Genomic DNA, 23,166 nt, shown 5'->3' with positions numbered 1-23,166 from the left:
CGCGGAAAAGCAGGGCGACGTTCCCGCGGAAAAGCACGACTCGCGCCTGCCTGGACCACACGAGAGGACCCGAATGACCGCCGAGGCGTTCATCTACGACGCCGTGCGCACCCCGCGCGGCAAGGGGAAGAAGACCGGTGCGCTGCACTCGGTCAAGCCGATCAGCCTGACCACGGGCCTGATCGACGCCGTACGTCAGCGCAACCCGCAGCTGGACCCGGCGCTGGTCGACGACATCGTGCTCGGCGTCGTCTCCCCGGTCGGTGAGCAGGGCGCGGTCATCGCCCGCACCGCCGCGCTGGCCGCCGGGCTGCCCGACACGGTGGCCGGCGTGCAGATCAACCGGTTCTGCGCCAGCGGTCTGGAGGCAGTGAACCTCGCCGCGCAGAAGGTGCGCTCGGGCTTCGAGGACCTCGTGCTCGCCGGCGGCGTGGAGTCGATGTCGCGCGTGCCCATGGGCTCCGACGGCGGCGCGTGGCCGATGGACCCCGAGACCGCGGCGGCCACCGGCTTCGTCCCCCAGGGCATCGGCGCGGACCTCATCGCCACCCTCGCCGGCTGGAGCCGCGAGGACGTCGACGCCTACGCCGCCGAATCGCACGCCCGCGCGGCCAAGGCCTGGTCCAACGGGTACTTCGAGTACTCGGTCGTGCCGGTGATCGACAAGAACGGCACCGTGGTGGCCGACACCGACGAGCTGGTGCGCCCGGGCACGACCGTGGAGTCGCTGGCCGGCCTGCCCTCGGCCTTCGCCGGCATCGGCGACATGGGTGGCTTCGACGCCGTCGCGCTGAACGAGTACCACTGGGTCGAGCGGATCGACCACGTGCACACGGCCGGCAACTCCTCGGGCATCGTCGACGGCGCCGCGCTGGTGGTCGTGGGAACCGAGGAGGCCGGCACCCGCAACGGGCTGACGCCGCGCGCCCGCATCCTGAGCGCCGCCGTCTCCGGCAGCGATCCGGTGATCATGCTGACCGGCCCCGCGCCGGCCACGCACAAGGCGCTGGCCAAGGCCGGCCTCACGGTCGACGACATCGACCTGGTGGAGATGAACGAGGCGTTCGCCGCCGTCGTCCTGCGGTTCATGGCCGACACCGGCTTCGACCACGAGCAGGTCAACGTCAACGGCGGCGCGATCTCGATGGGCCACCCGCTGGGCGCCACCGGCGCGATGATCCTGGGCTCGCTCGTCGACGAGCTCGAGCGCCGCGACCTGCGGTACGGCCTGGCCACCCTGTGCGTCGGCGGCGGCATGGGCATCGCCACCGTCGTCGAGCGAGTCTGAGGAGCACCCCGGATGTCCGAGAGCACCATCCGCTGGGAGTCCGATGCCGACGGCGTCGTCGTCCTCACCCTGGACGACCCTGCGTCGTCGGCCAACACCATGGACGACGCGTACGTGACCTCGATGGGCGCGACGATCGACCGCCTCGAGGCCGAGAAGGACTCGATCCGCGGCGTCGTCCTCACCAGTGCCAAGAAGACGTTCTTCGCCGGCGGCAACCTCGGCAGCCTGATCCAGGCGACGCCGGAGACCCGCGACCAGGTCCTCGCGCAGGTGACGCTGGTGAAGAGCCAGCTGCGCCGGCTGGAGACCCTCGGGATCCCGGTCGCCGCGGCGATCAACGGCGCCGCGCTCGGCGGTGGCCTGGAGATCGCGCTGGCCTGCCACCACCGCGTCGTCCTCGACGACCCGAAGGCCAAGCTGGGCTTCCCGGAGGTCACCCTCGGGCTGCTGCCCGGCGGTGGTGGCATCGTCCGCTCGGTCCGCCTCCTCGGCCTGACGACGGCGCTGCTCGAGCTGCTCCTGCGGGGCCAGCAGCTCCACCCGTCGAAGGCGATGGAGTTGGGGCTCGTGCACGAGCTCGCCGGTGACCGGGACGAGTTGGTGGCCAAGGCCCGAGCCTGGGTCCTGGCGAATCCGGACGCCGCCCAGCCCTGGGACACCAAGGGCTGCAAGGTGCCCGGCGGCACACCGTCGACGCCCTCGCTGGCCAGCACGCTCCCGGCGTTCCCGGCCAACCTGACCAAGCAGCTCAAGGGCGCGCCCTACCCGGCGCCGTACGCGATCCTCTCGGCCGCCGTGGAGAGCCTGCAGGTCGACGTGGACACCGCGTTCACCGTCGAGGGCCGGTACTTCGTCGACCTGGTCACCGGCCAGGTCTCGACGAACATGATCCAGGCGCTGTGGTTCGACCTGAACGCGATCAACGGCGGGGCCTCCCGCCCGGCCGGCCCGGAGCGGTACGCCGCCGCCAAGGTCGGCGTGCTGGGCGCCGGGATGATGGGCGCCGGCATCGCGCACGCCTTCGCCGAGGTCGGCGTCGAGGTCGTGCTCAAGGACGTCAGCACCGAGGCGGCGCAGAAGGGCAAGGCGCACGTCGAGGGCCTGGTCGGCAAGCAGGTGTCCCGCGGCAGGATGACGCCGGAGTCGGCCGACGCCTTCCTGGCCCGCATCACCCCGACCGGCGACGCCGCCGACCTCGCCGGCTGCGACGTGGTCGTCGAGGCGGTCTTCGAGGACCAGGCGCTCAAGCACCGCGTGCTCGGCGAGGCGGAGGCCAACGCCCTGCCGGACGCGCTGCTGGCGTCCAACACCTCCACGCTGCCGATCACCGGCCTGGCGGAGGGGGTGCAGCGGCCGGCGGACGTCGTCGGCATGCACTTCTTCTCGCCGGTGGACAAGATGCCGCTGGTCGAGCTGATCGTGGGGGAGCAGACGTCCGACGCCGCGCTCGCCCGCGCCTACGACGTCGTCCGGCAGATCGGCAAGACGCCGATCGTGGTGCGGGACAGCCGCGGGTTCTTCACCAGCCGGGTGTTCGGGACCATGGTGCTCGAGGGTGCGTCGCTGCTGGCCGAGGGCGTGGCCCCGATGAGCATCGAGCGGGCCGCGCTGCAGGCCGGCTTCCCGGCCGGGCCGCTCACCCTGATCGACGAGGTGACCCTGACCCTGCCGCTGAAGATCCGCGACGAGGCAGCCAAGGCCGGCGCGACCGAGGACCACCCGGGCGTCGCCGTGCTGCGGGCGCTGGTGGAGCAGGGCCGCACCGGCAAGTCGGCCGGGAAGGGCTTCTTCGACTGGCAGCCGGAGAAGCGGGTCTGGCCGGGCCTGGCCGAGCTGTTCCCGACCAGCGACGCGGTGCCCTTCGCCGACGCCCAGGAGCGGCTGCTGTTCGTCATGGCGGTGGAGACGGCGCGCTGCGTCGTGGAGAAGGTGCTCAACTCCGTGGAGGACGCCAACATCGGCTCCATCATGGGCATCGGCTTCCCGCCCCTCTACGGCGGCGTGCTGCAGTACATCGACCAGTACCCGGGCGGCGTCGCGGGCTTCGTGGCGCGCGCCGACGAGCTGGCCGACGCCTACGGCGAGCGGTTCCGCCCGCCGGCGATCCTGCTGGAGCGGGCCGTGCCGGCCGGCAGCCTGCGCGTAGCGGTGGCGAGCTGACCGACACCGCGATCCACGAGTCCCGCCCGCCGCTGCGCCGCACCCAGGCGGAGCGGCGGGCGGCGACCCGCGACGCCCTCGTGCGGGCGACGGTCGAGTCGCTGGTCGAGCTGGGGTACGCCCGCACCACCACTCAGGAGGTGCAGCGACGGGCCGGCGTCTCCCGTGGTGCGCTGACCCACCACTTCACGTCCAAGGCCGAGCTGCTGCTCGCCGGGATGGACCACTTGTACGAGGAGTTCAGCGCGAGCGTCCGCGAGGCCGCGGCGGAGCTGCCCGCCGAGCCGACCACCCGGATCCGGCTGGGCGTGCAGCTGGTGTGGGAGCGCTTCCACGGCCCGTTGTTCATCGCCGCCATGGAGCTGTGGGGAGCCGCCCGGACGGATCCGGAGCTCCGCGCCGCGCTGCTCCCGCACGAACGCCGGCTCGGCGTCCAGCTGCGGGCGCTGACGATGGAGGTCTTCGGCGAACGGGTCGCCCACCACCCGCAGGCCGAGGCGGTCTACCAGGTGCTGCTCACCTCGATGCGTGGCCAGGCGCTGACCTATGCGCTGCAACCCGACGCCCCGCGGGACGCCCCGCACCTGCAGCACTGGATGGACCTCGTCGCGGCCTTCACCCGGTCGGCCGACTGACCGGCCCCTTCCCACCCGCCAGGAGAGAGCAGATGAGCGCTGACGAGCAGCCCGCCGTCCGCCGCGGAGCCGCGCCCGCGGCCGCCCTCGTGGAGGGCCGGCCGTGACCAGCATCGCCATCATCGGCTGCGGGTTCGGGCGGCATCGCGGCAGCGGTGCGCCTCGAGGAGGCCGGGGTCACCGACCTCGTGCTGTTCGAGAAGAGCTCCGACGTCGGTGGTCGAGGAGCAGAACGCCTCCACCGCGCAGGCCCAGGACGCCATCGTCTGCGCCTCGCGGGAGGCCACCCGCATGGCCCAGGACCTTCGCTGCATCGTCAGCACCATGTGATCGGGGCGGTCGCGGTGCGGGGGCTGCCCGCACCGCGACCGCTCAGGTCCGTTCCGCGACGGGCACGATCTCCCCGGTCTCCCGCCGGCTCCGGTAGCCGTAGATCTCCCGCTTCACCACGCGGGTCAGGATGTAGAGGCCGATGATGTTCGGCAGCGACATCAGGAAGATCATGCTGTCGGAGAAGCCGATCACCGCGTCCAGCGTCGACGAGGCGCCGATGACGACGAAGAGGCAGAAGACGAACTTCCACGTGCGGTCCACCAGCATGGACTCGCCGAACAGGTAGGTCGCGGCCTTCAGCCCGTAGTAGCTCCAGGCCAGCATCGTCGAGTAGGCGAAGAGGATCACCGCCACCGCCAGCACGATGGGGAACCAGCCGACCACCGACTCGAACGCGGCCGACGTGGTCTGCACGCCCGGTGCGCTGGACTCGTCCGCGTAGGTGCCGGTGATCACGATGGCCAGGGCGGTCATGGTGCAGATGACGACGGTGTCGATGAAGGGCTCGAGGACGGCGACGTGCCCTCCGTCGCCGGCTCCTGCGTCTTGACGGCGGAGTGCGCGATCGCCGCCGAGCCCAGCCCCGCCTCGTTGCTGAACGCCGCGCGCCGGAAGCCCTGGATCAGCACGCCGACGATGCCGCCGTAGCCGGCCTCGGGGGTGAAGGCCTGGGAGAGGATGTCCCACAGCGCGCTCGGGATCGCCGAGGCGTTGGCGAGCAGCACGGTCAGGCAGGCGATCACGTAGAAGACCGCCATGAACGGCACGAGCTTGTCGGTGACCCGGGCGATGCTGCGGATCCCGCCGATGATGACGGCGCCGACGAGCAGGGCGAGGACCAGCCCGAAGATCGCGCCGGCGGCGCCGCCGCCGAGGGGGCCGTCCTCCCCTCCGGTGACCGACTGCGCCTGGCTGAAGGCCTGGTTGGCCTGGAACATGTTGCCGCCGCCGACGGCGCCACCGAGGGTGAAGATGCAGAACAGGACGGCGAGGACCTTGCCCAGGGTGCCCAGCCGCGGGCTCTTCTCCTTGAGCCCCTTGGTCAGGTAGTACATCGGGCCGCCGGACACCCGGCCGTCGGCGTAGACGTTGCGGTACTTCACGCCGAGGGTGCACTCCACGCCCTTGGTGCACATGCCGACGAGCCCGGCGATGATCATCCAGAACGTGGCGCCGGGGCCGCCGAGGCTGATGGCGACCGCGACGCCGGCGATGTTGCCGAGCCCGACGGTGCCGGACACCGCCGTCGCCAGGGCCTGGAAGTGGGTGACCTCCCCGGCGTCCGCGGGGTTGTTGTAGTCACCGCGGGTCAGCTGGATCGCGTGCTTGAACGCCCGGAACTGGAACCCGCGCAGGTAGACGGTGAAGAAGACGCCCGCGACCACCAGCCAGACGACGATCAGCGGCAGCTCCACCCCCTCGTCGATGAAGTCCAGTGGCACGGCGAAGAAGACGATCGCGGTGATGACCTCGGAGACCGGGGCGAAGAAGCTGTCGACCCGCTCGTCGAAGGTGGCGGCCAGGACGTCCATCACGGCACCACCAGGACGTCCATCACGGCACCACCAGGACGGGGATCGGCGAGAGCTGGATGAGGCTGCTGGGCGTCGACCCGAACAGCAGGGTGCGCACGCGGCTCTGCCCGACGCGGCCGACGGTGATCCAGGCCGCGTCGTGCTCGCGGGCCAGGGTCACCAGCGTCTCGGCGGGGTGGCCGCGCCGGACGACCCCGTCGACCTGGAGGTCACCGGGTGCGGCGAGGCGCTCGGTGACGGGGCCCAGGACCCGCTCCCGCGTCCGCGGCCTCGCGTTCCTTCTCCACCGACCGGCGTTCGTTCTCCTCCGCGGTCGTGAACGAGTACGGCGACCAGGGAACGACGCAGGCGAGCACCAGGCGCAGACCGTGGTGGCGCGCGGCGTCGGCGGCCGCGTCAGCGGCTCGGCCGCTCGACTCGCTCCCGTCGAGACCCACGACGATCGATTCGGGCACGGTCGCACGTCCGGCCGGTTCGCAAGTGGCGGGAACGCTAGACCCGCCGGGGACGTCCGGCAGGTCGAAACGGGAGGCCGAGGGGCCGCGCTGCTCCCGCCTCAGGCGACCGGCAGCCCGGCGAGCCCGGCGACCAGGCCCAGAGCAGCGCAGACGCCGAGGGTGCGCAGCACCGACCACCGGAACCGGAACAGCAGGACGGCGGCCACGACGGCGAGGGCGACCGCGAGCGGCCGCAGGGTGCCGACGTCGGGCAGCTCCACCTGCAGCGCACCCCAGCTCACGGGGGCCGACTCGGCGAACAGCGTGTGCACGGCGAAGTAGACGCCGAGGTTGGCGATGACCCCGACGACCGCCGCGGTGATGCCGGTCAGCGCCGCGGACAGCGAGGTGTTGCCCCGCAGCCGCTCCATGTACGGGGCGCCGAGCAGCACGAACAGGAAGCTGGGCACGAAGGTGACCCAGGTGACCAGCAGCGAGGCGAGCACCGCGGCCACCCACGGGTCCAGGGACCCGGGCGCGCGGTAGGCGCCGAGGAAGGCGACGAACTGCACGACCATGATCAGCGGGCCGGGCGTCGTCTCGGCCAGCGCGAGGCCGCGCACCATCTCCCCGGGGGACAGCCAGCCGTAGGTGGCCACGGCCTGCTGCGCCACGAAGGCCAGCACCGCGTAGGCGCCGCCGAAGGTGACGACTGCGGTGCCGGAGAAGAACAGGCTCTGCTCGGTGAGCGTGCTGCCCGCACCGGTGAGCGCCGCCACGACGACGATCGGCACGCCCCAGACGAGCAGCCCGACGAGCAGCACGCGCAGGGTGCGCTGGGTCGAGGGCGCCTCGGTGTGCAGGACGTCGTCGGAGATGACCGGCGGGGGGCCGGCGTCGGCGTCCTCCGACCTCGGCCGCGGTGCGGCCGGGCGCCACCGGCCGAGGGCCCACCCGGCGAGGCCGGCCACGGCGACGACCACCGGGAACGGGACGCCGAACAGCGCCAGGGCGAGGAACGCCGCCACGGCCAGGGCGACCAGCTCCGGGCGGTCCAGCGTCTTCCTGGCCACCCGGACGACGGCCTGCGCCACGATCGCCAGGACGGCGGGGGCGAGGCCGGCGAACACCGCGAGCACGGCGGTGGTGGTGCCGAAGGCGACGTAGACCGCCGACAGGACCAGCAGCGCGAGGACACCGGGCAGCACGAAGAGGCCACCGGCGACCAGGCCGCCGCGGGTGCCGTGCAGCAGCCAGCCCACGTAGGTGGCCAGCTGCTGGGCCTCGGGGCCGGGCAGCAGCATGCAGTAGTTCATGGCGTGCAGGAACCGGCGCTGGCCGATCCACCGCTTCTCGTCGACCAGCGTGCGCTGCATGACCGCGATCTGGCCGGCCGGTCCGCCGAAGGTCTGCAGCGAGATCAGGAACCACGCGCGCACCGCCGACCGGAACGGGACGCCGAACGCATCGCCTTCGGTGGGCCGCGGTGCGCCGCCGCTGTCCGGCAGGGGAGCGGCGTCGGGCGTCACAACGGTATGGAACCGGAGCCGGTCCAGGCCTGTCCAGGCGGGGGGGGGGGGTGTGCACCGGACCGGCGCCTCCCCGTCACCTGCCGTGGCCACGACCGGGCCCGGCCGGCCGAAGGCGGTGCTCGTCGTCCGTGCGGCTGAGCGCGGACGGTGCGGGTACCGCAGCGGCACGGCCCGCGACCACACCGGGCCCTCCGTGGCATCGACCCCAAGAGGAGCACACGGCCATGCGTCGCTGCTTGATCGTCGCCAACCAGACTCTCACCACCGGTGCGCTGACCCGCGCCGTCCAGGAGCGGCTGGACGCCGGACCGCACGAGTTCCACCTCGTCGCCCCCGCAACGCCGGCACGCGACGAGGTCGACGGACCGAGCGCGTACGCGGGCCTGGGGCCCTCCGTGAGCGACCGCGCCTACGCGCTGGCCCGGCAGCGCCTGGACCGGGCCCTGGACCACCTGCGGGACCAGGGCGCTACAGCGGACGGCGAGGTCGGCGACGAGGACGTGCTGCAGGCGGTCCGGGCCACCCTGGGCCACTTCCAGGCCGACGAGATCATCGTCTCCACCCTGCCCGCCGGGCTGTCCCACTGGCTCCGCCGTGACCTGCCGGCGCGCCTGCGCAAGGGCTGTGGCATCCCGGTCACCCACATCGCCGCCGACATCGTCGACGCGCAGGGCTGAGCGCGCCCGTCCCGACCGGGCCCGACCGCCGCTGTCGTCGACGGAGGAGGCCCCGGTCAGTCGCCTGACCGGGGCCTCTCCTGCGTGGGGTGAGTGGCGGGGCTCGAACCCGCGAGTGAGACCGGTCCCGGGCCTGGTGGCCCCGAATGCCCGTCAGACTGTGGATGGGCGTCGCTGGTCGTCCCTGAGCCGTCCTGAGCCCTTCTGTGCCTGGCTGTTGCCCCCCGACCTGTCCCCCCGATCGGAGCGGCCAGTTCCCCCTCAGCGCGCCGGCGTCGCCCGCGGGGTCGAGTTCTCCGCCGAGGGCATCCGGGGGATCGGCCGGATGCGGCCCCACCTGATGGGTGGACGCCGCCGCGGCGACCGGACAGGTCCGCCGGACCAGCAGCAGACCGACCCCGTCCGGCGGTCGGTCCGGAGCTGTCTGCGGACACGACCGCCGCCTGGGCGAAGCTCAGCGCGCACTCGCGGTCCCCGAGGCGCCCGACACGCTGACGACAGGCGCGGACGTGGCCGACCCAGGAGCAGGTCACCGGCCCGCTGCCAGCGCTGCCGTTCCGGCGCTCGAGGCCGCCGGGTGTCGACGCTCATGCGCAGCAGCTGGTCGGCTTGTCCGTGCGGAACAGGCCGGCGGCGATGCGCAGCGCCTCGGCCATCGTCAGGTACGGCGCCCAGGTGTCGGCGATGTCGTCGACGGTCATCCCGGCCCGGATCGCGTACGTCGCTGCGAGCACGACGTCGCCGGCGCCGTCGAGGGCGGCGTGCACGCCGAGCACCGTCCCGGTGTCGGCGTCGATGACCATCTTCAGCGCGCCCAGGGGATCCTGGTCGGCCAGCGCGCGCGGGACGTCCTGGGCGCCGAGCACCCGGCAGTCGCAGGCGTGCCCGGCCGCGAGGGCTTGCGCCTCGGTCAGCCCGACGCTGGCCAGCTGCGGGCGGGTGAAGACGACCTGCGGCAGGCCGGTGTAGTCGACCTCGGCCTTGCCGCCCAGCGCGTTGACCGCTGCGGCGCGGCCGGTCGCGGCGGCGACGTAGACGTACTGGGGTGCGCCCGAGACGTCACCCGCGGCCCACACCTTCGGATTGGTCGTCTGCTGCTGGGCGTCGACGGCGATGAACCCGCGCTCGTCGACCTCGATACCGGCCGCCGCCAGGTCCAGCCCGTCGGTCCGCGCGCTGCGGCCGGTGGCCACCAGCAGCCGCGCGCCGGTCACCGTCGCCCCGGCGTGGGTGGTCACCCGCACCCCGTCCGCGGCTGCGGCCACCTGGACCGCGCGCTGCTCGAGGAGGGTGACGCCGCCGCGGTCGAACGCCTCGGCCATCACCGCGGCCAGTTCGGGCTCGGTGTGCGGGGCGAGCCGGCCCACCAGCGTCACCCGCGTGCCCAACCCGGCGAACAGCTGGGCCTGCTCCATGCCGACGTACCCGCCGCCGACGACGATCAGGCTCTCGGGCAGCTCGGTCAGCTCCATCGCCGTCGTCGAGGTCAGCCAGTCCACCTCCTCCAGGCCCGGCAGGTCCGGGGTGTCCGGCACCGACCCGGTGGCCACCACGTACGCCGCGGCCGGCAGCGGCTGCCCGTCCACCAGCAGGGTGTGCGGATCGGCGAAGCGGGCCTCACCGTGGCGGATCTCGAAGCCGTGTGCGTCGGCGACGTCGAGGTACTTCGCGCCGCGCAGCTGCTCGATGAGGTCGTCCTTCTGCGTGACCAGCGACCGGAGGTCGACCTGCCCGCCGCTGGTCGGCGCGCCCGGGAAGGAGCTGTGCTGGGCGCGCTCGCGCCGTCCGCTGGCGGCCAGCAGCGTCTTGCTGGGGACGCAGCCGACATTCAGGCAGGTCCCTCCGACCACGCCCCGTTCGACGAGGACGACTCTCTTGCCCTGTCCGCGGGCGTGGATGCCCGCGGCCATGGCCGCACCGCCGGTGCCGACAACCACCAGGTCGAGTGCATCGCGCATGATGGGACCGTAGAGCTTCCCCTGCACTGGAAGGTCAAGTCGTAGAGTCGGCGGCATGCGCATCGGCGAGCTCGCCGCCCGGGCCGGGGTGAGCGTCAAGGCCCTGCGGTTCTACGAGTCCGCCGGCGTGCTGCCCGAACCGGCGCGCCGTCCCTCGGGCTACCGGGACTACGACGAGCAGGCGCTGGCCCGGCTGCGGTTCGTCAAGGCGGCGCAAGCCGCCGGCCTGACCCTGGCCGAGATCCGACAGGTGGTCACCGTCCGCGAGAACAGCGGCCCGCCGTGCCGGCACGTCGCCGACCTGCTCGACGCGCACGCTGCTGACCTCGACCGGCGCATCGCCGAGCTGACCGCGCTGCGGGCGGAGGTCCGCCGGCTACGTCAGCGGGCCGACCGGCTCGATCCCGCCGCCTGCGACGACGCCGTCGTCTGCCACGTCATTCCCACGCAGACCGCCATTCCGACCGGTGCGTAGGTGAGCTACCGCCGCGGGGCGGAGGCCCGGCGGCCGCCTTCGCGGCCACATGCCGCTGTTGCGCAGCCCGCCTCGACCTCGCGTTCAGGCCTCGGGCAGCCGCCGGGGGAAGTGCTCACCTCGGGCCGGCGCCGGAGTGCCCGGCGGGCGGCCAGTGGACCGAGGTCAGCCCTGGCGGCCGGCGGGGCCGGCGGCGCGGCCGGCGGCGAAGCCGACGGCGGCGGCGAGCAGCAGCAGGGCACCGCCGAGGTAGTAGACGGCGCGGATGCCGACGGCGTCGGCGAGCAGGCCGCCGACGCCGAGGCTGGCCAGCCGCCCGGTCTGCCAGAGCAGGTCCATCAGGGCGAAGACCCGTCCACGGGTGCGGTCGATGACGTGGGACTGCAGCAGGCTGTTGAAGGTGATCGCGCCGGTGGAGCTTCCGACGCCGTACACGGCCAGGGCGGCCGCAGCGACCGGGAGCGAGCGGACCGAGGCGAGGACCAGGTCGACCGCTCCGCGCAGCACATAGGGGCCGAAGACGTACAGGGGCCGGCGCGGGTCGGGGATCAGCCGCAGCAGGAGCGTGGGCCCGAGGGCGGCGCCCACGCCTATCGCGCCGAGGAGGAACCCGTAGGCGTCCGCCGGTGCCCGAAGGTGCTCGGCGGCCAGCACGACCAGCAGTGCACTGGTCGCGCCGGCCGACAGAGCGGCCAGCAGTTGGCCGATGGCCAGGGCGCGCAGCAGCCGGTCGCCGCGGACCAGGGCCACCCCTTCGCCGGCCTCGGAGAGCAGCCGGCGGCGGCCGACCTCACGCGCCGGCTCGACCAGCCGTAGGCCGCGTAGCACCCGTGCCGAGACGAGGAAGCTCGCGGCGTTGAGGCCGAACGCCCAGCCAGGACCGGCCAGGTCGACCAGTCCTCCGGCCAGCGGCGCGAGGATGATCTGCGACAGCACTGCCGCGGTCCAGACGGCGCTGTTGGCGGCGACGATCCCGGGGTCGGCCACCACCGCGGGCAGCACGCTGTTGGCGGCCGGATTGAACAACGCCGCCCCGGCCGACAGGCCGAAGGCGACCGCGTAGATGACCAGCGGGTCGTCGTGCCAGATAACCAGCACGCCGGCCAGAGCGGCGCGGAGCACGTCGGCGGCGACCATCACCTGCACGCGGGGCAGCCGGTCGACGACGACGCCGGCGATCGGGGCGACCAGCAGTAGCGGGATGATCTCGGCGACGACGACACCGGCCACGCCGAGCCCCGAGCCGGTCAGCCGGTAGATCTGGATGGCCAGGGCGACGAAGCTGAAGATGTCCCCCCACTGGCTCACCGTGCGTGCGGTCCACAGCCGCCGGAAGTCCGGCTGGGCCAGCACGGCGCGCATCCCCGCCGGCCGCTGATCGTCTGCCACGTCCCGCCTGTTTCCTCGCCGTTGCGTTCTCGTTCCTGCAGCCCTACCCGAGCGGCCTCCGCGCGCTGCCCCGATGCTCAGCCGGCGCGTGTCCGGTCCGGCGAGAGGGCGGACACGTCGCCGCCGCACAGCGGCCGCGGGCAGCCGTTCTCGAGCACGGCCGTGTCACCCCGACCGGCGCACAGTCGACCGTCCTGGGTGCCGGTGACCCGGCGGTGCGTCCTCCGCAGGGGTCGAAGACCCACGTGCTGTGAAGGAAGTCGGCGACTTCCACCGTTCGAGGCGGCCGAAGGTCATGGGGTCTCAGAGGACCGACGTGCTGAGCCCGGTGGCACCCAGCCAGGCCCGCAGCCAGATCATCAGCGCGTCCCACCAGCCGGTCAGCAACAGGATCCCGAGGGCGATCATCAGGCCCCCGCCGACCCGCATGACCGTGGGCGCGTGCCGGCGGGCCAGGGCGGAGAACGCAAGGGCGCGCCGGGCGCCGAGAGCGACCAGGACGAAAGGGATGCCCAAGCCGAGGCAGTAGGCGAGGGCCAGGACGGCGCCGCGCCCGGCCGAAGCCTGGGTGTAGGCCAGGGTGTTCACCGCGGCCAGCGTCGGGCCCAGGCAGGGCGTCCACCCGAGGCCGAACACGACGCCGAGGACCGGGGCGCCGGCCAGGCCGGCCGGCGGCCGGTGGTGGATGCGGCGTTCGCGCATCAGCCAGGGGATCGCGCCGAGGAAGGACAGCCCCATCGCGATCACGACGACGCCTGCGACGCGGGTGAGCACCGGGGACCACTCCAGCAGCAGCCGGCCCAGGCCCCCGAACAGCGCTCCGAAGGACACGAAGACGGCGCTGAAGCCGGCGATGAACAGCAGGGAACCGGCGAGCACCCGACCGCGGCCGGCGGCTGCCGGCGGTGCGGGGGCAGGGCCGGCCTCGCCTGAGCAACCGGCCGACGTCGCATCGGCGGGGCCGCCGCCGGCAGGCTGCGGAACTCGGGGCCGGCCGGCGGTGGCCTGGGAGCCGGCGAGCCCGGCGACGTAGCTGACGTACCCGGGGATCAGCGGCAGGCAGCAGGGTGAGGCGAAGCTGATCAGCCCGACCAGCGCGGCCACGCCGATGGCCAGCAGCAGCGAGCCGTCGGTGACGATGTCGGCGAAGGTCGCCGCGAGCTCGCTCACCGCTGGTCCTCCGCGAGCAACAGCTCGACGGCGGTGCGCAGGTCCGCACCGCGGACCTGGCCGGTGTAGACGGCGGCGACCCGGCCGTCGCGGTCGAGCAGGATGGTGGAGGGCACCACGTTGGCCGGGAAGCCGCGGAAGGCCATCGCGACCTCACCGCGCGGATCGAACACCGACGGGTAGGCCACCCCTAGCCGTTCGACGAAGGCGACGGCCATCTGCCGCTGGTCCTTGACGTCGATGCCGAGGAACTGCACGCCGCGGGCGGCGACGTCGGCGTGCACGGCCTGGAACTCCGGGGTCTCGACCCGGCACGGCACGCACCAGGACCCCCAGAAGTTGATGACCGCGACGTCCCCGGCCAGTGACGACGAGTCGAACGGGGTGCCGTCGAGCAGCTCCCCGGAGAACGCCGGGGCCTGTGCTCGCTGGTCCTCGGCGAGCACGGTCGCCGGCGGGGTGGGCTCGGTGAACTCGTACTCCCCGCTGCCGCTTCGGGCGCCGTCCTCACCGGGGGAGCAGGCGGCCAGCGCTCCGGCGAGGGCGCCGGCGGCCACGAGCAGGGTCCGGCGGCTGAACGGCCGGCTCATCGACGTGCCGCCGCGGCGTAACCGGAAGGCCGGTGGCCGGCTGTGCGACTGAGCTGCTTCCTCACCACATCCCTACTATGACACCTAGGAGCAGCGGTCTACTATCGGGCATCGTGGCGCCGTCGTGGCGTCGCACGACCCGTTGGAGGCACCGATGTCGGAGCCGCTCTACCTGCTCGCGTTGCTGGCCTGCCCGGTCGGCATGGGGGCGATGATGTGGTGGATGAGCCGCGGTCACGGATCGGCACGGCAGCCGTCCGCGGACAGGCTGAGCGAGCTCGCCGGGCTGCGTGCCGAGATCGACCAGCTGCGTGCCGAACGATCGGCCACCGACGGCGACGCGAGGCCGGTCGAGCCGAGCCGATGAGCGGCCGGCTGTCGCCGGCCCTCGCCCGCGGGTGCCGGCGGTGGCGAGATGCTGCCGGGCGGGACCGCCGCAGGCACGTCGTCCACTACCGCCGCTAGTACTGTGGCGGGAAGCTGCGGCGCGGCCGACGGCTTGCTGAGGGTCCCGTCGCGCAGCGGCGCGGAGGAGATGGGGGTGGCGAGTGCGCCCGTTCGGTGAGTTGGAAGCCGTCGTGATGGACGTGCTGTGGCGCCGTGGCGAGGCGGCGACCGTCCGGGAGGTGCTCGCTGAGCTGGCCGCATCCCGGTCACTGGCCTACACGACCGTGATGACGGTGATGGACAACCTGCACCGCAAGGGCGCGCTCGGTCGGGAGATGGAAGGCCGGGCCTGGCGGTACCGCGCCACCCGGACCCGCGCGGAGCACTCGGCGGCGATGCTCCAGGACGTGCTGAGTGCGGCCGGGGATCGCGACGAGGTGCTCATGCACTTCGTCGCTGACCTCGATGCGGACGCGGTGGCCAGCCTGCGGACCGCGGTGGAATCGGCCCGGCAGGCCCAGACGTCGTGACCACCACCGTCGCGCTGCTGGCTCTCGCCGCGACGCTGGTGGTGCTGGCTCCGCGGGCGCTCGGTGCCGGTTGGGCCGACCGGTCTCCGCGGCTGGCCGTCGGCGCCTGGCAGGCGGCGTCTGTGAGCGTGCTCGTGTCCGTGGTGCTCGCCGGCCTGGCGCTGCTGGTGCCGGCCGGCGTGGTCGCCGACGGCCTGGCATCGATTCTCGATGCCTGTGCGGCGACCATCGCCGCCGTCTACGGCTCGCCCGGGCAGCTGACCGCGGTGCTCGTCGGCGTGCTGCTGTCGGGCGGGGTGCTCCTGCGCCTGGGGTGGGTCGCCGTCCGCAGCCGCCTGCGCGACCGGCGGGAGCGGCGCCGGCTGCGCGGGGGCCTCCTGGTCGGGGCTCGCCGCGAGCAGTCGCTGGGGGCGGTGGTGCTGGAGTCCGACCACGCGGCCGCCTTCTGCCTGCCGGGACGCCGCCGCGCCGTCGTGGTGACCACAGCGGCTCTCCGCCTGCTCTCCGCCGACGAGCTCTCCGCCGTGCTGGCCCACGAGCGGGCGCATCTGCGGGGTCGGCACCACCTGGCCGTCGGCGCTGCCCGGATCCTGGACCGGGCCTTCCCCGGAGTGCCCCTCTTCTCCCGGAGTCGGGCGGAGACCGAGCGGCTGGTCGAGCTGCTGGCCGACGACGCGGCCGCCCGGCAGGTGAACCGGGTGGAGGTCGCCTCCGCCTTGGTCACCCTCGCCGGCATGCGCGCCCCTGCCGCGGCGCTGGCCGCCGCGCAGGGGGCCGGCGCGCTTCGCGTGACCCGGCTGCTGCGGCCGGCCGCCCCTCTCGGGGCCGCGCAGCGCATGGCCGCCGTCACGGCGGCGGTGCTGGTGGTGACCGGGCCCGTGGCGCTGGCCGCCTGGCCCCTGCTGTCCGCGGTCTCGAGCGGGTTGTGCGTCCTCCCCGGATCCGGCTGGGTCTGACCCCTTCCACCGAACGCCTACTATGGGAAGTAGTAATGCTGCGTCCGGCCTCCTGGGGAACTCATGCGATCGTCCGTCCCGTCCACCAGTCCTGCCCGCCGTGGCCGGCCGTGGGTGCTGCCCGGCGCCGCCGCGGTGAGCGTGCTCGTCCTCGCCGGTTGTGGCGCGGACCCGGCCGTCGTGGGTGGGGGCGGGGCGCGCGCGGGCGGCGGAGACGTGGCCCTGGAGCACGTGCACGGGCTCGGAGTGGACCCCGCTGACGACGCCCTCTACGCCGGCACGCACTACGGGCTGGTGCGCATCACGCCGGACGGGGAGCTGACCCGCATCGCCGACCGGGTGCAGGACTTCATGGGGTTCACCGTCGTCGGCCCCGAGCACTACCTGGCCAGCGGCCATCCCGGTGAGGGCCAAGACGGTCCGGCGAACCTGGGCCTGATCGAGAGTGTCGACGGCGGGCGGACCTGGGAGCCGCTGGCGCTGGCCGGCGAAGCCGACTTCCACGCGCTGGACGCTGCGGGCGGCACCATCTACGGCTACAGCGGTGGCCGGTTGCTGGTCAGCGAGGACGGCGTCGAGTGGGCCGACCGCGGGGGCATGCGGCTCGCCGACCTGGCTGCCGATCCCACCGATCCGCAGCGGGTGCTGGCCACCACGGAGGCCGGGCTGGTGGTCAGCGAGGATGCCGGGGAGAGCGTCACCGCCGTCGCCGGCGCCCCGCTGCTCGTGCTGGTGGACATCGCCGCCGAGGGCGGTCTCACCGTTGGTGTCGCACCCGACGGCACGGTGTTCGGGAGCACCGACGGCGGGCGGACCTGGGCCGAGCGCGGGACTGTCGGTGGCGCGCCGGCGGCGCTGACGGTGGAGGGGGATGAGGTCTACGTCGCCGTCGACGGCGCGGTCCTGGCGTCGACCGACGGTGGGGAGACCTTCACCGAGCTGTACCGGGAGTCCTGATGCGGGCGCGGTTGGTCGGCGGGCTGTTGGCCGCCGCCCTGTCGGCCGGCTGTGCGACCGCCCAGTCGAACGGGACCACTGGGCGGACCGGGTCCGCGACCGCCGAGGCGGCTCCGCCGGCACCGGCCTGCGAGCAGCTGCCCGAGGACCTGGTGCCGGCCGGCGCGGATGCCCTGCCGCCGCTCACCCTTCCCTGCCTGGGTCCGGGCGCGGACGTGGCGCTGGACCGGCTGACCGGCCGTCCGACGTTGGTCAACCTGTGGGCGACCTGGTGCGGCCCGTGCCGGGAGGAGATGCCGCTGCTGCAGGAGGCCTACGCCCGCCATCGCGAGCAGGTCCGCTTCCTGGGGGTGGACGTGCAGGACGATCCCGATGCCGCCCGCTGGTTCCTCGCCGAGCACGACATCGACTACCCGCACGCCGTCGATGCCGACGGGGCGCTGCTGCGCGAGCTGGGGATCCGGGGGCTGCCGGTGACCCTCGCACTCGACGCCGACGGCCGCGTGGTCGAGCGGGTGGTGGGCCAGCTGACCTCCGCGGAGCTGCAGCGCCTGATCGACGACCTCGTCCGCTCCTCCGACGGCGCCTGAGCGGTTCCTCCACCTGGATGTGCCTCGCCGTCGAGGGCGCGAGGACTTCGCCAGGCCGGGGCGGCGATCATCGCGATGCCGCCGAGTGCGACGACACGCTCATCGCTGGTCGTCCGCCCGGCTGGCCGTCATGGCGATTCCTCTGCCGTCGCTCCTGCTCCTCCATCGGGCGTTCGTGCCGCGGTCGCTGCCGGGGCAGGCTGCGGGCCTCCGCCGCACGTCCTACTATGCTCCATAGTAGATTGGGTCCATCGAGACGCGCACGGGACCGAGGGGGCGCACCATGGAGCACCCCCTGCTGGTCGCAGCGCTGTTGGCAGGAGGGGTCACCCTTCCCGCCGGGGTGGCCCATGCCCACTCCGGCGACGACGGTGGGACGCCCGGTGCGCCCGCCGCCGTGGCGCAGATGCACGAGCTCATGGAGGAGGGGAAGCGCGGCACCACGCAGCGGTGCGCGCGGATGGGCGAGGGCGCCCGCGCTCACGCCTGGTCGATGGACCGGCCGCCGACAGCGGTCGACGACACGTGGCAGGGCGTTCCGCGGGGGCGTCCTGCCGACTCGAGGGATGGAGCAGTCGATGGGACATGACGGCGGAATGATGGATGGCGGAATGATGGGGATGATGGGCGGTTGGATGCTGCTCTGGGCCGTGGTCGGGGTCGCCCTGCTGGTGGTCGCGGTTCTTGCTGCCGTCTGGCTGGTCAAGCACCGCGCGCCGGCCCGGCCCGACGCATCCCCCAGCGCGCAGGAGCTGTTGCACCGCCGCTACGCCGCCGGCGAGATCGACCGCGAGGAATACCTCCGGGTGCAGCGCGACCTGTCCGGGGGCTGACGCCGACCGGTCCCCGGCGGCCTGTGCCCGCGGTGCGCCGACGCGGAAGCCGACCGGCGGCCGGGGCGGGTGGTCCGCTTCAGTCGGTGGTGGCCAGTCGGGTGAGGTCCGCGGCGTACTGGTCCGGCGTGGTGCCGCCGGTGTAGACGATCGACCGGCCTCCTGGGCCCCAGGCGTACACGGCTCCCGCGTGATCGACCCCGTAGTCGCCGTGGCTGTGCGTACCGCCGGCCTGCCCGGGGTCCGCCGTCGTGTCCTCGCCTTCGTGCGGGTGGGCGACCTCTGGGGACGGGTCGGTCACCTGGGCGCTCTCGGGCAGGTACAGCTCCCGCAGCGCCGCCGCCGTGGCCTCGCTGCCGCCGATGAGTCCGGTGAAGGCCGGGTCGAACCGGTCCAACCACTCCCGCAGTGCCACTGGGGTGTCCCGCGCGGGGTCCTCCGTCACGAACACCACCTGCACCCGGTCGCGGATCTCCGGGTCGAGTCGGTCCCGCGCCACGGCGAGGTCGGCCATCGTGGTCGGGCACAGGTCCGGGCAGTGGGTGTAGCCGAAGAACAGCAGCGTGATCTCGCCCTCCGGGCGATCCCCCAGGTCGAACCGTTCTCCGCTGGTGGTGGGCAGCGTCAGGTCCGGACGGGGCTGCGGCTGCTGCAGGAGCGTGCCGTGGAAGCCGTCGTCCTGCGTCGTGACGATGGCGCCGCCCGCGACGGAGGCCTCGGCCGCTCCGGTGGCGTCCTGGCCGCAGCCGGTGAGCAGCAGCCCGCCGACCAGGACGGCGGAGCCTACAGCTGCTGGGGTTGACGCTCCTTGCACGTGGCCTCCTGGGATGCGGGGGTGGCCGGGTCCGGCGCCCGGCCGAATGTACTATTACCCATAGTAGGACGCGGCCGTCCTGACCGTGACGGCCAGACGCGCTCGTCAGTTCGATCGGTCCGCCAGCGGGTGATCATCCAGCCGCGGGCGGCCGCGTGGGAGCGGTCGGCCGGTCCGCCCGTGGAGCACCGGGGGGCCAGGCCCAGCAGGTCAGCCATGCCGACGAAGTGCGCGGCCTCGGCGCGACCGTAGAACGGTATGCAGGACCGCGCCGGCAGGCCGGGGACGGGCGTTGCACCAGTACACGAGGTGCTGGGCCCGGCGCTGTGCGACCGACAGCCGGGGGCTCGAGGGGCATGGTGGTGTGCTCCGTGCGATTGGTCGGAAAGGACCAGCCGCACCATCAGCAGGTGCGCGCGTTGCGCAGTCGTCCCGATTGCAGTCAGGGACGGCGCCGCAAGCGGGAAGGCCCTGGCCGGCGAACCGACCAGGGCCTTCTCGTGCGGGGTGAGTGACGGGGCTCGAACCCGCGACACCCAGGATCACAACCTGGTGCTCTACCAACTGAGCTACACCCACCGTGACTCCGCCCGTGCGCGTACGCCCGGGGGGAACGGCACCACGATACCGGAGACCGGACGGCGGTCCGCCGGGGGAGTGGTCGCGGTCAGGCGGTGCCGGCGTCGCCCGCCGCGAGCAGGCCGGCGAAGGTGCCCACCACCTCGTCGGCGGCCTTCTTCGCCTGGTCGCTGTTGGGTCCCGGTGCGGCGACGAACAGCGTGCTCCGGTAGTAGGCCAGCTCGCGCACCGACTCGATGATGTCGGCCAGCGCCCGGTGGGCGAGGCCCTTGGCCGGCTGGGCGAAGTAGACCCGCGGGAACCAGCGGCGGGCCAGCTCCTTGACCGAGGAGACGTCGACCATCCGGTAGTGCAGGTGGTCGTCGAGCTCGGGCATGTCGCGGGCGAGGAAGCCACGGTCGGTGCCGATGGAGTTGCCGCACAGCGGGGCCGTGCGGCGCTCGGGCACGAACTGCTTCACGTAGGCCAGGACCTGCTGCTCGGCCTCGGCGAGGGTCAGCGTCGAGGCGCGGACCTCGTCGGTCAGCCCCGACGTGGCGTGCATCTCGGCGACGAACTCGGTCATGCCGTCGAGATCGGCGTCGTCGGCGGAGATGATGAGGTCCAGGCCCGGGTCGAGGACGTTGAGCTCCGAGTCGGTGATCAGCACCGCGACCTCGATCAGCTTGTCCTTGGTCAGGTCCAGGCCGGTCATCTCGCAGTCGATCCAGACCAGGTGCCCCGCGCTCTCCGCCACGTCGGCTGACAGTACGCACCGTGGGCACCGAGCGTCCCGCACACCCCGTGCGTTCGCGCACTCGCGGGTCGACCGCCGGAACGCGACTCCCATGGCTCGGAATCGGTGCCGATCACGGTTACTGTCGCCGGACCGCCCTCCGTCAGGAAGCAAAACCAGTGTCTTCTGCACCCGCACCCGCCACGACCCCCGTGCCGCAGGCGCCGGGCACGCTCCGCGCCGGCCTGGCCCACCCGGTGGCGCTGCTGAAGTGGCTCTGGATCGCCTACATGACCCCCGGGCGCCCCGGGCGCGCGACCACGGCCACCGAGCTGCGCTGGATCTACACCGCCTGGCTCGGGGCCTTCCTGTTCAAGATGCTCGGCTCGTCGTGGGACGTCTCGTGGCACTTCAAGTGGCTGCGCGACGACCTGGCGCCGCCGCACCTGCTCAACACGGCAGGCACCGCGGTCGTCGTCGCCCTGGTCGTCTTCCACAGCTACAGCGGCTACGGCGTCGACCGCCGGGCGCTGCGGCTCATGCAGGCCGGCATCGCGACCTTCCTGGTCGCCATCCCGATCGACATCGTCAACCACCGCATCAACGGCCTGGACATCACCAGCTGGAGCCCCAGCCACGCCCTGCTCTACCTCGGCACGGCGATCATGCTGGCCGGGGCCATCCGCGGCTGGTGGCTCTACGCCGCCCCCGGCCGCATCCGCGAGCTGGTGTCGCTGGGGCTGTGGCTGTTCTTCGTCGAGAACGTCCTCTTCCCCAACCAGCACCAGGAGTACGGCGTCCTGTCGCTGGAGGCATACCGGGCCGGCCGCACGACGGCCGAGCCCTCGCTGCTGGACTTCGCGGCCGCGCAGGGGCAGACGCCCGCCATGTTCATGCTCCCGGTGCCCTCGTGGGTGCACCCGGCGTGGCTGATCTGCGCCGGCCTGCTCTCCCTCGTGCTGGCCCGCAAGATCATCGGGCTGCGCTGGACCGCCACGGTCATCGCCGTGGTCTACCTCGGCTACCGCGGCGTCATGTGGCTCGGCCTGGTGGCAACCGGCTTCCCGCCGTCGGTGCTGCCGGTCGTGCTCATCCTGGGCGCCGTCCTCATCGACCTCGCCGTCACCCGGGGGATCCCGGGCTGGATCGCCGGCGTCGTCGTCACGGCCGCCGTCTACGGCCTCGCCCACCCGCTGGAGGCGATGGGCCTGCTCCCGCCGTGGGGCTGGTGGTCGGCGCTGCCGGTCGCCGTCGGATTCGCCGTGTTGTGGGGTCTGGTCGATCTCGTCGCGGGCTCCGCCTGGTTCGCCCACTGGCGGTCCGCCGACGAGGACGTCGCGCTGCCGGCGGCGTCCGCCGCCTGATCGGCCACACTCCGGCGCGGTACGCCGGGACGCCACCTCCATGACGTAGCGTCGGTGGCGGCTGCGTCACGGGGGCGCCCACCGAGCCTGCCCCCGGCCGCGTTCGAACGGGCGCCGGCCCTCGACCGCTGACCGTTGACCGAGCGCCCCCGGAGGACGACGTGCTGGCCCTGACCCCGGAGCCGTTGCAGACGGCGGGGGAACGCGCCTTCTTCGGCGAGCTCGCCCGCTGGGACACCGGTGCCTCGGTGCGCGCGGCGGTGGTCGCCTCGATCCCGCTGGTCGACGGTCCGCTGGGCCGCCGGCAGTCCGACGCGGTGCTCCTGGTGCCCGAGGGCGTCGCCGTCATCCGGGTCGTGGAGGTGCTGCGCCAGTCCGGCGTCGTCACCGCCACGCCGGACGGCGCCTGGAGCATCGCCCCCGAGGGTGGGCCGAGCCAGGTGCTGCAGCTGGTCGGCGGCGGGTCCAGCCCGCTCGACGGCCTCATGCGGGCCGGCATGGACACCGCGATGAAGCTGCGCCGGGCCGGGCTCGAGCCCGGGCGGATCGCCCGGCTGACCGTGCTGGTCGGCGAGATCACCGGCCTGGTGCCGGCCGACGGCGACCTGGGCGAGGGCGATCTCGTCGCGACCCTGGATCCCCGCTCGCTCCTGCTCGCCTTCGCCCGGGCCAGCCGGCACGCCGGCGTGGACAACCCCCGGTTCTGGACGACGGCGGACGTGCGGGCGGCGCTGCAGGCCCTGCAGCTGCCCGGACGCGGGCCGACCGTGGAGGAGCTGAACGGAGAGGCCTTCCCGTACTCGCCCTACGTGCTGCGCCGGCCCCAGCTGCTGGCGCCCGCGGCCATGGCGGCCTCGCCCATCCACCTGGCGCCGTCCACCGAGACCGCGGTTGCCGAGGACGAGCAGCCGGAGGCCGGTGCCGCCCAGCAGCTGAGCGCCACGTCGGTGGCCCGGGCCGTGGCCGCGTCGGTCGCCTCGGCGAACGCGGCGGCCGTCGCGGCGGCGGCGCCGCCCCGGCCGGTGCCCGACCTCACCGTGCAGCGCGACACGGTGGAGGTGGACGAGCGGCCCACGCCGTCCACCCCGTCCACCCCGTCCACGCCGTCCACCCCGTCCGCGCCGGCCGCTCCCGCGACGGCGCCGCGCACGTCGGTGCTGCCGGCGGTGACCGGGGCCGACGCCCCGCCCCCACCGGAACGTCCGCCGCTGTCCCCGGCCTGGGGCCCGCCGCCGCCCGACCGCGGGCGTCCGCGGTCC

At 73.6% G+C, this 23,166-nt stretch carries 20 protein-coding genes, 1 tRNA gene and 3 pseudogenes; 14 read left to right on the top strand and 10 right to left on the bottom strand.

Annotated features, from left to right (window positions below):
• Positions 1–73 precede the first annotated feature (73 nt).
• The 4 genes from C5507_RS17050 (at position 74) to C5507_RS23545 (ending at position 4,562) form a co-directional block, all read left to right on the top strand.
• Positions 74–1,288 (top strand): acetyl-CoA C-acetyltransferase, encoded by a 1,215-nt coding sequence (locus C5507_RS17050; protein ID WP_104529702.1) that lies wholly within the window; start codon positions 74–76, stop codon positions 1,286–1,288.
• A 12-nt stretch (positions 1,289–1,300) separates the two neighbouring features.
• The gene (locus C5507_RS17045) at positions 1,301–3,451 is read left to right on the top strand and encodes a 3-hydroxyacyl-CoA dehydrogenase NAD-binding domain-containing protein (protein ID WP_104529701.1); all 2,151 of its coding nucleotides are present in this window, start codon (positions 1,301–1,303) and stop codon (positions 3,449–3,451) included.
• An 80-nt stretch (positions 3,452–3,531) separates the two neighbouring features.
• Entirely contained in the window at positions 3,532–4,086 is a 555-nt protein-coding gene (locus tag C5507_RS17040) for a TetR/AcrR family transcriptional regulator (protein ID WP_158657631.1), read from the top strand.
• Positions 4,087–4,241: 155 nt separating this feature from the next.
• Positions 4,242–4,562 carry a hypothetical protein gene (locus tag C5507_RS23545; protein WP_158657630.1) on the top strand — a complete coding sequence of 107 codons (321 nt, stop codon included), beginning with the start codon at positions 4,242–4,244 and terminating at the stop codon, positions 4,560–4,562.
• Here the strand turns inward: C5507_RS23545 and C5507_RS17030 are convergent.
• From C5507_RS17030 to chrA, 3 genes and pseudogenes are all read right to left on the bottom strand, one after another.
• Positions 4,459–5,951: pseudogene (locus C5507_RS17030) on the bottom strand (alanine/glycine:cation symporter family protein). The gene C5507_RS23545 and the pseudogene C5507_RS17030 overlap by 104 nt on opposite strands.
• A 22-nt stretch (positions 5,952–5,973) precedes the next feature.
• Positions 5,974–6,391, bottom strand: a pseudogene (locus C5507_RS23195) (universal stress protein).
• A 119-nt stretch (positions 6,392–6,510) separates the two neighbouring features.
• Positions 6,511–7,920, bottom strand: coding sequence for a chromate efflux transporter (chrA, locus tag C5507_RS17015; RefSeq protein WP_242610918.1), 1,410 nt, complete (start codon positions 7,918–7,920; stop codon positions 6,511–6,513).
• A 227-nt stretch (positions 7,921–8,147) separates the two neighbouring features.
• Here chrA and C5507_RS17010 point away from each other — a divergent pair, with 227 nt between their 5' ends.
• Entirely contained in the window at positions 8,148–8,600 is a 453-nt protein-coding gene (locus C5507_RS17010) for a hypothetical protein (RefSeq protein WP_130504128.1), read from the top strand.
• Between the two features lie 587 nt (positions 8,601–9,187).
• Here the strand turns inward: C5507_RS17010 and merA are convergent.
• Positions 9,188–10,558, bottom strand: coding sequence for a mercury(II) reductase (merA, locus tag C5507_RS17005; protein ID WP_104529725.1), 1,371 nt, complete (start codon positions 10,556–10,558; stop codon positions 9,188–9,190).
• A gap of 55 nt (positions 10,559–10,613) precedes the next feature.
• Here merA and C5507_RS17000 point away from each other — a divergent pair, with 55 nt between their 5' ends.
• A complete protein-coding gene (locus C5507_RS17000; protein ID WP_104529697.1) occupies positions 10,614–11,033 on the top strand; it encodes a heavy metal-responsive transcriptional regulator in 420 nt (139 codons plus the stop codon).
• A gap of 165 nt (positions 11,034–11,198) precedes the next feature.
• Here the strand turns inward: C5507_RS17000 and C5507_RS16995 are convergent, their stop codons facing one another.
• From C5507_RS16995 to C5507_RS16985, 3 genes are all read right to left on the bottom strand, one after another.
• Entirely contained in the window at positions 11,199–12,422 is a 1,224-nt protein-coding gene (locus C5507_RS16995) for an MFS transporter (protein WP_242610919.1), read from the bottom strand.
• A gap of 303 nt (positions 12,423–12,725) precedes the next feature.
• Positions 12,726–13,592 (bottom strand): cytochrome c biogenesis CcdA family protein, encoded by an 867-nt coding sequence (locus C5507_RS16990; protein WP_104529695.1) that lies wholly within the window; start codon positions 13,590–13,592, stop codon positions 12,726–12,728.
• Positions 13,589–14,182, bottom strand: a complete 594-nt coding sequence (locus C5507_RS16985) for a TlpA family protein disulfide reductase (RefSeq protein ID WP_104529694.1) — start codon at positions 14,180–14,182, stop codon at positions 13,589–13,591. Before C5507_RS16985 ends, C5507_RS16990 begins: the two co-directional genes overlap by 4 nt.
• Positions 14,183–14,336: 154 nt before the next feature.
• Here C5507_RS16985 and C5507_RS16980 point away from each other — a divergent pair, with 154 nt between their 5' ends.
• The 6 genes from C5507_RS16980 to C5507_RS16950 all read left to right on the top strand — a co-directional run bounded on the left by C5507_RS16980 (position 14,337) and on the right by C5507_RS16950 (position 18,435).
• Positions 14,337–14,549, top strand: coding sequence for a hypothetical protein (locus C5507_RS16980; RefSeq protein ID WP_104529724.1), 213 nt, complete (start codon positions 14,337–14,339; stop codon positions 14,547–14,549).
• A gap of 181 nt (positions 14,550–14,730) precedes the next feature.
• Positions 14,731–15,099: a BlaI/MecI/CopY family transcriptional regulator gene (locus tag C5507_RS16975; protein ID WP_104529693.1), complete on the top strand. Its 369-nt coding sequence runs from the start codon at positions 14,731–14,733 to the stop codon at positions 15,097–15,099.
• Positions 15,096–16,055 carry a M56 family metallopeptidase gene (locus C5507_RS16970; RefSeq protein WP_130504129.1) on the top strand — a complete coding sequence of 320 codons (960 nt, stop codon included), beginning with the start codon at positions 15,096–15,098 and terminating at the stop codon, positions 16,053–16,055. Before C5507_RS16975 ends, C5507_RS16970 begins: the two co-directional genes overlap by 4 nt.
• 63 nt (positions 16,056–16,118) lie before the next feature.
• Positions 16,119–17,012 (top strand): F510_1955 family glycosylhydrolase, encoded by an 894-nt coding sequence (locus C5507_RS22420; RefSeq protein ID WP_158657628.1) that lies wholly within the window; start codon positions 16,119–16,121, stop codon positions 17,010–17,012.
• Entirely contained in the window at positions 17,012–17,602 is a 591-nt protein-coding gene (locus C5507_RS16960) for a TlpA family protein disulfide reductase (RefSeq protein WP_104529691.1), read from the top strand. Before C5507_RS22420 ends, C5507_RS16960 begins: the two co-directional genes overlap by 1 nt.
• Before the next feature lie 578 nt (positions 17,603–18,180).
• Positions 18,181–18,435 carry an SHOCT domain-containing protein gene (locus C5507_RS16950; RefSeq protein WP_207225635.1) on the top strand — a complete coding sequence of 85 codons (255 nt, stop codon included), beginning with the start codon at positions 18,181–18,183 and terminating at the stop codon, positions 18,433–18,435.
• Between the two features lie 79 nt (positions 18,436–18,514).
• Here C5507_RS16950 and C5507_RS16945 read toward each other — a convergent pair whose 3' ends face one another.
• From C5507_RS16945 to orn, 3 genes are all read right to left on the bottom strand, one after another.
• Positions 18,515–19,249, bottom strand: coding sequence for an SCO family protein (locus C5507_RS16945; protein WP_207225636.1), 735 nt, complete (start codon positions 19,247–19,249; stop codon positions 18,515–18,517).
• Positions 19,250–19,755: 506 nt separating this feature from the next.
• A tRNA-His gene (locus tag C5507_RS16940) sits at positions 19,756–19,828 on the bottom strand.
• An 88-nt stretch (positions 19,829–19,916) separates the two neighbouring features.
• Positions 19,917–20,564, bottom strand: a complete 648-nt coding sequence (gene orn / locus C5507_RS16935; protein WP_242610920.1) for an oligoribonuclease — start codon at positions 20,562–20,564, stop codon at positions 19,917–19,919.
• Positions 20,565–20,722: 158 nt separating this feature from the next.
• On the opposite strand from orn, the gene C5507_RS16930 reads away from it, so the two are divergent.
• Both C5507_RS16930 and C5507_RS16925 read left to right on the top strand, forming a co-directional pair.
• On the top strand, positions 20,723–21,907 hold the full coding sequence (locus C5507_RS16930) for a hypothetical protein (RefSeq protein ID WP_104529686.1): 1,185 nt from the start codon (positions 20,723–20,725) through the stop codon (positions 21,905–21,907).
• Positions 21,908–22,068: 161 nt separating this feature from the next.
• A pseudogene (locus C5507_RS16925) lies at positions 22,069–23,166 on the top strand (hypothetical protein); the annotation flags it as partial.

It is taken from the genome of Blastococcus saxobsidens (genome assembly GCF_002938435.1).
Taxonomy (GTDB): domain Bacteria; phylum Actinomycetota; class Actinomycetes; order Mycobacteriales; family Geodermatophilaceae; genus Blastococcus; species Blastococcus saxobsidens.
Note: the sequence above shows the minus strand (reverse complement) of the source record. Positions and strands in the feature narration are given on the sequence as shown.

Bases quoted from the DNA above. Each gene is read 5' to 3' on its own strand.
- C5507_RS17050 (WP_104529702.1), top strand. From the start codon at position 74: ATGACCGCCGAGGCGTTCATCTACGACGCCGTGCGCACCCCGCGCGGC.
- C5507_RS17045 (WP_104529701.1), top strand. From the start codon at position 1,301: ATGTCCGAGAGCACCATCCGCTGGGAGTCCGATGCCGACGGCGTCGTC.
- C5507_RS17010 (WP_130504128.1), top strand. From the start codon at position 8,148: ATGCGTCGCTGCTTGATCGTCGCCAACCAGACTCTCACCACCGGTGCG.
- merA (WP_104529725.1), bottom strand. From the start codon at position 10,558: ATGCGCGATGCACTCGACCTGGTGGTTGTCGGCACCGGCGGTGCGGCC.
- C5507_RS17000 (WP_104529697.1), top strand. From the start codon at position 10,614: ATGCGCATCGGCGAGCTCGCCGCCCGGGCCGGGGTGAGCGTCAAGGCC.
- C5507_RS16985 (WP_104529694.1), bottom strand. From the start codon at position 14,182: ATGAGCCGGCCGTTCAGCCGCCGGACCCTGCTCGTGGCCGCCGGCGCC.
- C5507_RS16980 (WP_104529724.1), top strand. From the start codon at position 14,337: ATGTCGGAGCCGCTCTACCTGCTCGCGTTGCTGGCCTGCCCGGTCGGC.
- C5507_RS22420 (WP_158657628.1), top strand. From the start codon at position 16,119: ATGCGATCGTCCGTCCCGTCCACCAGTCCTGCCCGCCGTGGCCGGCCG.
- C5507_RS16960 (WP_104529691.1), top strand. From the start codon at position 17,012: ATGCGGGCGCGGTTGGTCGGCGGGCTGTTGGCCGCCGCCCTGTCGGCC.
- C5507_RS16950 (WP_207225635.1), top strand. From the start codon at position 18,181: ATGGGACATGACGGCGGAATGATGGATGGCGGAATGATGGGGATGATG.